10 protein-coding genes are annotated in these 9,527 nt (G+C 67.0%); 2 read left to right on the top strand and 8 right to left on the bottom strand.

What is annotated here, in order from left to right; all coding sequences use genetic code 11:
* The 6 genes from AC2VON_RS19490 to AC2VON_RS19465 all read right to left on the bottom strand — a co-directional run.
* Window positions 1-220 (bottom strand): hypothetical protein (locus AC2VON_RS19490; RefSeq protein ID WP_486954424.1); only part of this gene is annotated, 220 nt, incomplete at its 3' end.
* A gap of 144 nt (window positions 221-364) precedes the next feature.
* The gene (locus AC2VON_RS19485; protein ID WP_486954422.1) at window positions 365-2,191 is read right to left on the bottom strand and encodes an Hsp70 family protein; all 1,827 of its coding nucleotides are present in this window, start codon (window positions 2,189-2,191) and stop codon (window positions 365-367) included.
* 80 nt (window positions 2,192-2,271) lie between these two features.
* Window positions 2,272-2,784 carry a hypothetical protein gene (locus AC2VON_RS19480; RefSeq protein WP_486954421.1) on the bottom strand — a complete coding sequence of 171 codons (513 nt, stop codon included), beginning with the start codon at window positions 2,782-2,784 and terminating at the stop codon, window positions 2,272-2,274.
* A 71-nt stretch (window positions 2,785-2,855) separates the two neighbouring features.
* Window positions 2,856-3,407, bottom strand: a complete 552-nt coding sequence (locus tag AC2VON_RS19475) for a hypothetical protein (RefSeq protein WP_486954423.1) — start codon at window positions 3,405-3,407, stop codon at window positions 2,856-2,858.
* A 128-nt stretch (window positions 3,408-3,535) separates the two neighbouring features.
* Window positions 3,536-3,718, bottom strand: coding sequence for a hypothetical protein (locus AC2VON_RS19470; protein WP_486954420.1), 183 nt, complete (start codon window positions 3,716-3,718; stop codon window positions 3,536-3,538).
* A 6-nt stretch (window positions 3,719-3,724) separates the two neighbouring features.
* Window positions 3,725-5,212, bottom strand: coding sequence for an amino acid permease (locus AC2VON_RS19465; RefSeq protein WP_486954419.1), 1,488 nt, complete (start codon window positions 5,210-5,212; stop codon window positions 3,725-3,727).
* Window positions 5,213-5,350: 138 nt separating this feature from the next.
* Here AC2VON_RS19465 and AC2VON_RS19460 point away from each other — a divergent pair, with 138 nt between their 5' ends.
* Complete coding sequence (locus AC2VON_RS19460; protein ID WP_486954418.1) at window positions 5,351-5,737, top strand: hypothetical protein; 387 nt, start codon at window positions 5,351-5,353, stop codon at window positions 5,735-5,737.
* 12 nt (window positions 5,738-5,749) lie between these two features.
* On the opposite strand, the gene AC2VON_RS19455 is transcribed toward AC2VON_RS19460, so the two are convergent.
* Both AC2VON_RS19455 and AC2VON_RS19450 read right to left on the bottom strand, forming a co-directional pair.
* A complete protein-coding gene (locus AC2VON_RS19455; RefSeq protein ID WP_486954417.1) occupies window positions 5,750-6,697 on the bottom strand; it encodes a DUF5996 family protein in 948 nt (315 codons plus the stop codon).
* 229 nt (window positions 6,698-6,926) lie between these two features.
* Window positions 6,927-8,768, bottom strand: a complete 1,842-nt coding sequence (locus AC2VON_RS19450) for a glycoside hydrolase family 15 protein (RefSeq protein ID WP_486954416.1) — start codon at window positions 8,766-8,768, stop codon at window positions 6,927-6,929.
* Window positions 8,769-9,091: 323 nt separating this feature from the next.
* Here AC2VON_RS19450 and AC2VON_RS19445 point away from each other — a divergent pair.
* On the top strand, window positions 9,092-9,527 hold a 436-nt coding region (locus AC2VON_RS19445), incomplete at its 3' end, for an Hsp70 family protein (RefSeq protein ID WP_486954415.1).

Below are 9,527 nucleotides of genomic sequence, written 5' to 3'. Positions count from 1 at the left end.
TGGTGAAGAAGTGCGCCGCACCCGGGATCGACCATTTCAGCAGCCGCGTCTGACCGGCCACCTCGCGGATCTGCGTGGTGATCCGGGTCAGCAGCTGCGAGGTGCGCCCGGTGGCCGGCTGGCCGGCCATGATGATTCGGTACAACCAGACGACCCGACTGGCGGCGAAATAGGCGACGATCGCCGTGGCGGATAAGCCGACGACAAGTCTGACCAGCATCTGGGTGTTCTCGGGGGGCACGGAGCGTCTCTCCAATCCGCAACTTATTGTCCAGCAACGTGGTTGTTGTTGCCTGGTGGTGGCTTAGCCTCGCTGCCTAACCCTATCCGCTCACAGTAGGACGGCCCAGTGGATTGGCAATCGCTATGGGCTGCCGGTGGGTGCAGTCGGTTTCACGGGACCCGCAGTTGACAACGTAGCCGACGGTGCCGCCGTGGTGGATGGCGGTGACTGCGGCGTGGCGGTGGTGGTGGGCTGGTTGGTGGTCTGGGTGGTCTGGGTGGTCTGGGTGGTCTGGGTGGTCTGGGTGGTCTGGGTGGTTGTGGTCGGCTGCGACTCGGTGGTGGTCGTGGTGGTGCTACTGGTGGGTGCCGAAGTGCTGCTGGTGCTACTGGGCGATGACGGGATCGTCGATACGGATCTGCTGCCGTCAGGTGCGGTCACGGTCACCGTGGCGGGTGACTCCGGCGCCGGTTGGGAGTCCGCGTCGGGCGGTTCGCCCGGGGTGGTGACGCCGGTGGTGCTGCCGGCCGGGCTGCGAGATGCGGTCAACGTGTAGGCCAGCCCCCCGGTCGCAGCCAGGGCCAGCGCCGCGGCCAGGCCGAACAGCACCACGGGCCGCTTGTACCAGGCCAACGGTTCGGGCTCGACAGGCTCAACAGGGTAGCCGGTTGCGCCGGGGTGCGCCGGCCCGGCCGCCGGGGGTGCGCCGACACCGGAGCCACCTGCGTGCGAGGTGCTGAAGGTGTAGTCGGCGCCGGAGTAGGGCACCGGCTCGTCGGGCCCGGCGTTATCCTGCGACCACGCCAGCGCACGGAAGGTGACCGATTCGTCGCCGTGAGCCGCGTCGGCGGTCCATGCAGTGGGGGTCATGTGGGTTGGCTGCTCGGGGGTGCTGGCCCGGGCCGTGGTGTCTTGTGGGGGTTGTCGTCCCGCCTGCGCCGCACCGACGGCCGCGGCAAAGCCCGGTTGCGGCGTGGTGATCACCGGTACCCGCAGCCGCTCGGATAAATACGCACCGACGGCCGCGATGGCGGCACCCCCGCCGACGATCGCTACCGCGGTCAGCCTTGTAGACGGAACCTTGTTGTGTGCCAAAGTATCTGTGATGGCGTCGAGAACGCCGGCCAGTGGAGATGAGATGAGACCGGCCAACTCATCCCGGGTCAGCCTGATGTCGCCGCGGAACCCGGGTAGCTCGACCGGAACGACGGTCGCGGCCTGTGCGGACAGGCGTTCCTTGGCTGCCCGGCATTCGTCGCGCAGCCGGGTCAACGACCCGAGCGTCGCGGTGTGCCCCGCAACGGGAAGGTGCCGCCAGGTGGGATCGCTGCCGCCGGTGTCGTGCAGCCCGGCCAGCAGGTAGTTCAAGATCGACCGGTCGATCTGTTCGCCGGCGAAGCCGCCGTAGCGCACGGCTGGCCCGACCGGTTCGAAATTTGCGGCGGCGTCCAAGACGGTGATGCTGGTGCCGGCGGCGCCGAAGTCGCACAGTGCCACGGCGCCGTCCCGCGGCAGCCCCGGTTCGGTGCGTAGCACGGCGGTTGCCGCCGCGGCGTCGGTGAGCATCACCGGCGGCACACCCCCGGGCGCCAGACCGGGTTTGGACCGCACTGCGGTGCGCAGCGTTTCGAGCGGGCCCGGCCCCCAGTGTGCGGGGAAGGCGATCGACACCGGCGTGCCGTAGCCAACCAGGCGGCCCAGCGCGTCGAGGGCGTCGGCCACCAGTTCCTCGACGCGGTGGGCGGACCCGTCGGCCGCGACGAGTGGCACCGGGTCGCCGGCTCGCTCGACGAACCCGCGCAGCACCAAGCCGGGTTCGGTCGGCTCCGGTTTCTCTTCGGGCACACCCACTTGCGGTAACTGCGCACTGAACAGCGTCAGCACCGATCGGCGTGCCACCGGCTGCCGGCGCGCACGCGCCGCGACCAGATTGAACGTCCCGATGGACAGGCCGAGCGGATCGCTCATGTCGTACGTCCTGGGTCGTGGTTGGGTGGCTCGGCGGCCCAATCCCCAACAATAGCGGTCCGCTACGGCCCGTGGTGTCCTCAGAGGCCGGGCGGCAACTGGATCTGCGGCAGGCCCGGGATGTTGATATCTGACGGCAGCGGCACCTGAAGAACTGCCCCCGATGTCGTCGTGGTGGTGGTCGGCGGTGTGGTGGTGGTTGTGGTGGTGGTCGGCGGTGTGGTGGTGGTTGTGGTGGTGGTGGTCGGCGTGGTGGTGGTGGTTGGCGTAGTTGTGGTTGTTGTCACGGCGGTGGTTGCCGAGATGAACGATGTGGTGGTGGAGGTGGTCCGACCCGAGTCGCCCTTGCTCAGCTGCAGGACGCCCCAAATCACCACCGCGAGCAGAACTCCGATCAGCACACCCCAGCCGATCAACGCCCCGGGCTTGAGATACCACGGGTTGGCCGGTGGCTCCGGCGGGCCGGGGGGCTGTCCGGGCGGGTCGCCGTAGAAGTCCTCCGGACCGCCGTACCCGCCTCCTGCCCTGCCGCCGTAGTCGGCGAACCTGGTCGGCTCGTCGCCGGCGTCCTCTGGGGGTTGGTAGCGTTGCACGAAGATTGATGTTAGGCGCCCGCACTCCAGGAAGACCGCTGTGACACGGGCTGTGCGCTAAACCGATCCCTTCAGAACGTCTCTACCCTGCCGACGCTGACGAACATGCCGTGGCCGGTGCGGTTGTTAGTGAACCGGGTGCCGTCGGTGCTGGCCGCAATGGTCCAGCCCTGCGCAGCGTAAGTGCGGTAGTCGATGGTGACCACGGGGATGGCGCCGAGGTTGCCCAGCACCCATGTCACGGTGCCGTCGGAGCTGATGCTGACGCCGTTAGCGTGCTGACCGTCCTTGATCGGGGAGTCGGTGAACTCCGCCTCGCAGCCCACGCTCTGCGCCGAGATCTGGCATCGGGTCTTGCCGGTTTTTGTCTCGATGAAGACATAGCCGTTGTCGTTGGGCGCCAGCGGGATGGCCCCGGCCGGTGTGGTCGGGGTAGCTGGCGCGCCGGGTCTGGACGGCCTGGACGGTACCGGCGAGGTGGGTGGCGACACGCTGGGCCGGGTTGTCGGGAACGAGGGTTCGCCCGCCCCGGCCCCCGGGGAGGCGACGGGTGTGCCGTCGGTGGTGTGGGTGCACCCGGCGACCAACAAGGTGATCACCAACGCCGGCCATCCGCAGGCCACACCGACCTTGGTCCGATGCCTGATCCGATCCGATGTCCGCACTACACTCCCCGACACTGACGCGTACCGAAGCTCAGCGTACGCACGCGGTGACGGGCCCCGGCAGGCACCACCGGATCACCTGTCCGTCACGAAAAGTCGCGGAACGCCAGCACGAAGCCGGCCACCGAGCTGACCGCGGCCACCGCATAGCCGGGGATCGACCACCAGCCGGGGTGCAGGTAAGCGGTGACGGCCACGATCGCGATGGCAAGGAAGAGCAGCAGCATTCCGTACAGTGGCGGCTTGGCGGCGAATCGGTTGCGGGCCATTGGTTGCTACTCTTCCGGGTCGGATGCCTGCAGCACGACGGTACGGTCCTCCTCGGGTGAGGTCGACAGTTGCTCGGCGGTGGCCCTCACCCGGCCGCGGACCAGAAACCAGCCGCCGATCAGGGCCGGGGTGCCGATTGCCAGCGTCGCCGCGATCCACGCTCCGGCTCGCCTGTCGAGCAGCATCAACACCAGCACGCCGGCCAAAAACGCCAGGGTGGCATATCCGCTGTAGGGGGCCAGCGGCATCCGGAAGCGCGGTCGCGCCAGGACGCCGGCGTTCGTCAAGCGCTGGAACCGCAGCTGGCAGGCCACGATCGTCGCCCAGGCGCACATAACGCCCAACGCCGCGATGTTGAGAACGATCTCGAAGGCCTGTCCCGGGCGGACGGCGTTGAGCAGAACACCGAACAGGCCGACCCCGCCGGTCAGCAGGATCCCGCCGTACGGTACGCCGTTGCGCGACAGCGGCGCGGTGAATTTGGGGCCGCTGCCGCTGACCGCCATCGAGCGCAGGATGCGCCCGGTGGAATACAGCCCGGCGTTCAGGCTGGAGAACGCCGCGGTCAGCACCACCACGTTCATCAGGGTTCCGGCGCCGGTGAAACCGACCTTGGAGAAGAACGTGACGAACGGGCTTTCGTGGTCCTTGTAGGCGGTGTAGGGCAGCAGCAGCGCCAGCAGCACCACCGATCCGACGTAGAAGATCCCGATGCGTGCGACCACCGAGTTGATCGCGCGCGGCATGATTTTCTCCGCCTCCGCCGTCTCGCCGGCGGCGGTGCCGACCAGTTCCACCGCCGCGTAGGAGAACACCACCCCTGATGTGACCAACACCAGGGGCAGCAGGCCGGTCGGCAGCAACCCGCCGTTGTCGGTCCACAGATGTAAGCCGGTGCCCTGCCCGTCGACCTGGTAGCGCCCGGCCAAAAATACCGTGCCGACGACCAGGAATGTCATCAGCGCCACCACCTTGATCAGCGCCGCCCAGAACTCCAGTTCGCCGAAGAGCTTCACCGAGATAAGGTTCATCGACAGCACCGCCGTCAGTGCGATCAGCGCCAATGTCCACTGCGGGACCCATTCGAACGCCCGCCAGTAGTGGAAGTAACTCGCGATCGCGGTGGTGTCGACGATCCCGGTCATCGACCAGTTCAGGAAGTACAGCCAGCCCGCCACGTAAGCCGTTTTCTCCCCGAAGAATTCGCGGGCGTAGGACACGAACGAACCCGACGACGGGCGGTGCAGCACCAGCTCACCGAGTGCCCGTAGGATCAGGAACACGAAGCTGCCGCAGATCGCGTACACCAGGAACAATCCCGGCCCGGCCGACGCCAGCCGCCCGCCGGCGCCCAGGAACAACCCGGTGCCGATGGCGCCGCCGAGAGCGATCATCTGCAACTGCCGGGGCCGCAAATCCTTGTGATAGCCGGTGTCCTCACGGGTGAGCAGGTCCGCGGGCGCCAGGTGCGACGTTTCCGGCAGGTGTGACATCGCGTTCCTATCGTCTCTGTCGCCGCGGGCTCGTACAATGCGCGCGGCGCGGGGCGCACCCGCTAGACCTTAGCCGTTGGCTGCTGTTCATCGAGCACGGTATGCGTCCACCCCGCTCAACACCCCCACCACGGCTACTTGCTGATCTTCGCCATCTACTCGGTAGAGCACCCGATAAGTGCCGCGGCGCGCACTATAGCGATCGTGCAGGCCGTCCGGCTGGCCAACGCCTGGACCCCGGTCGCCTCCGGGATGCCGTGCTTTCGCGATGATGCGGCGATCCACATCCGTAACAGGCATGCGACGCTGCACGCGACCAGGCTTGACCCCGCCGCGTCGGTGACGCTGCCCGATGCGCCGTGGGTGCACCTCTATGTCGCCGACGGCGCCGTCGACGTCGCGGGCGTCGGCCGCCTCGACCACGGCGACGCGGTGCGTCTGACTGGCTTCGGGGGCCAACGCATCCACGCACTGCAACTCTCGGAACTGCTGGCCTGGGAGATGCACGCCCGGCTCGACGCCTAAAGACACGCCCCTTCACGCGCGTATCTGGTGAGACCTCCAGCGGTCCGGGTCGTCTTCGAGCGCCGCCCGATCCCAGCCGGCCCGGATCGCCGCCGCTTCGTAGGTGTCCTGCAGGAACCCGAGCAGCATGCGGTCCGGGTCGGCTGCCCGACGCACCACCTCATAGGCCAGCAGGAACTCGCCGACGTCCCTGCTGTAGCCGGCCCCCGCGGGGGCGACCGGATGGTCGGCGAAGCCCTCGGGCTCGGGGTAGGCGTAGGCATAGAACGCGCCCTCATCGCCACCCCCGGGCCAGAACCCGCAGCTGCTCAGCTCATGCGAGTACCCCTCCACCATCACCCAATCCCCGACGTTGGGGGCGCCGCCCGGGTGCTGAGGGGCGCGGCGGCCGGAAAACCTGGTGCAGGCGAGATCCATTGCTCCCCAGAAGAAATGCACCGGGCTGACCTTGCCGATGAAGCGGGATCGGAACTCGCCGAACACCCGGTTGGCCTGTATCAACTGCCGCCAGAACAGCTGTGCTGCCTCAGCGTCGTACGAGGTATGTTCGACGTCCTCGGCGAACGGCAGGGCGGGATCGACTTCGTTGGGGCGTGCCCGGATGCGCGTGGGCATTCCCAGTTCATCGAGCGCCTGCATGGTTTCGGAGTAGAACTGCGCCACCGATTTGGGTTCCAGGCGCACGCTGCGGGTTGCGCCGGTGCTGGCGCGGATCAGCAGCCGGTGGTCGATGAAATCGAATTCGATGTCGACGACGTCGGTGCCGTGCGGGATCGCCGACGTACTCAACCCGCGTGGCGTCACATAGGAGGTGACCTGCCACCAATGGTTGACCATCGGCGCATGCACTAGCCGGATCTTGCCGACGATCTGGGACCACATGTGCAGGGTGTCCCGCGTCGCGGCCCAGTCGTCGACCCGCAAGCTTGGCCACCTGTCGGCGTGTGGGCGCTGTGCCATCACGATGATCTCTCTGCGTGTGGTTCAGTTCGGCGGGTATTCGGGATTGTCGAAACCCGATCAACGTCCAGCCTCCGCGCGCAACGGTCACGCGCTCGGTGTTGGCCGCCCTGGCTTTGTCGCGTCACTCCCCCGCCGTCAACAGATGTCTATACCAGCACAGTAGTTCGAATTTCCCGGCCCATCGGCAGAAAATGGGGAGTTCACACCCGCGGGCCGGCGACCGCAATCAACCCGCGCCCTCGGCTTGGGCGATCGCCCAGGCGGCGTTGATGAACCCGATGTGGCTAAATGCCTGGGGAAAGTTGCCTAGCAGCTCGCCGCTGGCCGGGTCGACCTCTTCGGCGAATAGGCCCACATCGTTGCGATGGCGGGCAGCGCGCTCGAAAACGGCGTGTGCGCGATTGACCTGGCCGGCCTCAGCCATCGCCTGGGCCAGCCAGAACGTGCACAGCAAGAAGGTGCCCTCTTCGCCGGAGAGACCATCGGCGTTGCGGCCTTCGCCGGTGCGGTACCGGTAGACCAGCCCGTGAGAATCGGTGAGCCGCTCGGCCACGGCGTCGATGGTGACCAGCACCCGCGGATCGGTGGCGGGCAGGAACCCGACCAGCGGGATCATCAAATTGGATGCGTCGAGGCTGTCGTCGCCGAACGTTTGGGTAAAGGAGTTGGCCGTGTCACTCCAGCCCTTGGTGAGGATCTGGTCGCGGATCTCATTGGCCGTCGCCTGCCAGCCCTCAACCTTGTGGTGGGCGCCCAGCTTGTCGGCCATTGCGATGGCCCGGTCCAGAGCCACCCAGCACATCAGTTTCGAGTACAGAAAATGCCGCGGCGCGCCACGTATTTCCCAGATCCCTTGATCGGGCTCTCGCCAGCGCCGCGCTGCGGTGTCTGCGCACGCGATGAGGAACTCGCGCCAGGCGGTTGCGCTGGGGTGTCCCGGGTCGAGTTGGTCGACAAGCCGGTGTGCCGCCCCGAGCAGCTCACCGTAGACATCGATCTGCCGCTGATTCCAGGCACCATTACCCACGCGCACCGGGGTGCTGGCGCGCCAGCCGCCAAGATGGCCGAGCTCACGTTCGGTCAGGTCGTGTTCGCCGCCGACACCGAACATGATTTGCAAGTCCGCACCACTCCGCAGCTGGCCCGCCGAACTGACGGCGAGGTATTCGAAGAATTGGTGCGCTTCATCCGGGCACGCGGCCACCCACAGGGCCTCCAGGGTGAAGCTGGCGTCTCGGACCCAGGAGTACCGGTAATCCCAGTTGCGTTCCCCGCCGACTTCCTCCGGAAGTGAGGTGGTCGGTGCGGCCACGACCGCCCACGTCGGTTGGTAAGTCAATGCCTGCAGGACCCGGCCGCTGTGATGCACCAGTTCACGCCACGGCCCCTGATACCCCTGGTGGAGGTGTGACCAGGCCCGCCATGCATCGATCGTCTCCTTCAGCGCCTGGTCGAGTTCGTCAGCCAAGACCGGTGTGGGAAACGGTTCGGAGCTGGTGCGGTGGGTCAACCCGAGGGTCAGCTCGTCGCCGGCACGCAGCAGGATCCGCCCTGTGGCGGCTGCGTCGGTGACCGCCAGCCCCACCGGGCAGGAGAGGAAGAGAACGTCAGCTCCGCCCCTCGCGACGATTCCGCCGTAGGCGGCCGAGATCAGCGGGGAAACCAGGCCGTACTCCAGGCGTGGCACGAACTCGATGTCGACCTCGACCTCGCCGCCGCCACACGCTAAGCGGCGCACCAGCATCCTGGGCGCCGCAGCGCCGAGTTGGTGGGGATCGCGTTGCGAACCGGTCGCCAGCGCATCCTGCAACACCAGCGTTCCAGTGGCTGTAGCGAACGATGTCTCGAGCACCATGGTTTCATCGAGGTAGCAGCGGGTCACCTTGGCGGCAGCGTCAGTGGGGTGGACAGCGAAATGCCCGGCCCGCGCATCAAGGAGTCGGGCGAACACCGACGGTGAATCGAAGCGCGGCAGGCACAACCAATCGACCGATCCGCCACGACTGACCAGCGCTGCGGTGTGTCGATCCGACAGCAGGGCATAGTCGGCGATCGGTGTGCTACTCATCGGGTGCTGCTCCTTCGCGGCGGATGCCGTGCGGGCTCCGGGCCCCTGTTTGCAGATGTCGGTTGCTGCACCGCAGCGCCTAACCAGGCTAATGTCAGCGGACACGCCGGGACACAAGCGTGAGAAAAAGACAAGTTGGGTGAGAACCGACACCTCCGGTCTCCGGTCTGACCGGGAACAAACCGCCGATCAACCTCGTTGATGCCATCGATGCATTGAGCGATATACGCTCAATCCTGAGTTTGACAGCACGCGGTGGATGTATGCATCCTTGAGTGCGGTCCGCTCAGACCTCACAAACGTCTATTTAGGGAGGAAACACCATGGCTCGTGCGGTCGGAATCGACCTCGGGACCACCAACTCCGTCGTCGCGGTGTTAGAGGGCGGCGACCCCGTCGTCGTAGCCAACTCCGAGGGCTCGCGCACCACGCCGTCGATCGTCGCCTTCGCGCGCAACGGCGAGGTGCTGGTCGGCCAGCCCGCCAAGAACCAGGCGGTGACCAACGTCGACCGCACCGTCCGCTCGGTCAAGCGTCACATGGGCACCGACTGGTCGGTTGAGATCGACGGCAAGAAATACACCGCGCAGGAGATCAGCGCCCGGGTGCGGATGAAGCTGAAGCGCGACGCGGAGGCCTACCTGGGTGAGGACATCACCGACGCGGTGATCACCACGCCCGCCTACTTCAACGACGCCCAGCGTCAGGCCACCAAGGAGGCCGGGCAGATCGCCGGCCTGAACGTGCTGCGGATCGTCA

It is taken from the genome of Mycobacterium sp. TH-M82, assembly GCF_057473605.1.
The sequence above is the reverse complement of the archived record's forward strand: the minus strand, read 5'-3'. Positions and strand labels throughout refer to the sequence as shown.